Source organism: Moorena sp. SIO4G3 (assembly GCF_010692305.1).
Taxonomy (GTDB): domain Bacteria; phylum Cyanobacteriota; class Cyanobacteriia; order Cyanobacteriales; family Coleofasciculaceae; genus Moorena; species Moorena producens_A.
In genome coordinates this window covers 1-1,212 of sequence record NZ_JAAHIG010000749.1, presented here as the reverse complement: position 1 = coordinate 1,212, position 1,212 = coordinate 1, and the positions used below count along the sequence as shown (strand labels likewise).

Below are 1,212 nucleotides of genomic sequence, written 5' to 3'. Positions count from 1 at the left end.
GACTGAATCCGTGAGAACCAGATGCGATTGACATGCAGTCACGCTACGCGAACGTAAAAATCCTGACGAGCTTTAAGAGCGGCGCAAAGCACGGTTGCGGGTCTTTGGGTAGCAAGGGGACGGGTGTTAAAAGTTGACGACTTTTGTGGAGGACTCCCGTTAGCCAGCGCAGACCAATTTTCAGGTAGCTCAGACCCCTTTGCCAATGAGGATTGACCTTTGGTCACGCTACGCGAACGACCTGCCGTCGCAGACCTTGTAGTTGAACAGCCATGCCTTGAGTCGTGCCGTACAGTAGTGCCACCGCAGCCACGCTCGTAGAGCCGTTCGAGAGCTCGCCATTGCGGATGCGGGAGTCTTCGAGCTTCTTTGGCTCCCGACTTACTGTCCAAAAATAATTCCTCGACCCGGAACCTCAAACCGTATTGCCACAGAGTTTTTAAGGTGGGGGTTTCATCGGTGATGACCGCCCAAGGCTCTTTGACCCCTTTGACGTTGGCTAACACCAGATGAGAGCGGTGTTTTCCATCTTGCCATAAACCCACATGGTGATAGAACACTGCTTCTCCCTTTTGTGGCCACAGATAACTGACTTCAATCGGATAGCGACGCGGACCATGCAAATTGACATCACAGGGCAGCCGTAGACAATAGTGCCAATTGCTCCAAAGTAACCAGTTCATCAAAGCATGGTTGGCGAAACCTCGGTCGGCTAAGAGCATCACATCGGCATGTTGACGCAATATCCACCGGGCTTGGCGTAACAATGGTTGATATTCTTCGAAAGCCACCGTGGCACTGCTATGCTCCTTCACTTGCCACAGAAATGGCACGGCACGACCACAACACACCAGTGATAGATGAATCATACAGTAGCGATTCCAAAGCACTGTGGTATCGAGTGCAAGGTACAGACGATGAGACTGCCAATTCTTCAATTGCCTTTAGCACCAAGGGAATATATAGCCCCTTCACACCAATGAGTCGATTGCTCACAAAGCGGTGCCACCGACGTTCAAAGCTTTGGGCTTGTTTGGCGAGGCATCAGACATAAGGTTCCCAGGCACTAAGGCAAAGCTGACCACTGCTAATTAAGGCACTCACCATCCAGGCTAAGGTTTTTAGATGGCGCAGATCGAGGGTAGCTGCTGTATTGACACAGAAAGTCTAACAGTTGATCATGAATTTGGGTAGAGTTGGACATGCTCCGAT

1 protein-coding gene is annotated in these 1,212 nt (G+C 50.8%); it reads right to left on the bottom strand.

Features of this window, described 5'->3' with window-relative positions:
• Positions 1-38: 38 nt before the first annotated feature.
• Positions 39-869 carry a hypothetical protein gene (locus F6J99_RS45160; RefSeq protein WP_293123995.1) on the bottom strand — a complete coding sequence of 277 codons (831 nt, stop codon included), beginning with the start codon at positions 867-869 and terminating at the stop codon, positions 39-41.
• Between the last annotated feature and the right edge of the window lie 343 nt (positions 870-1,212).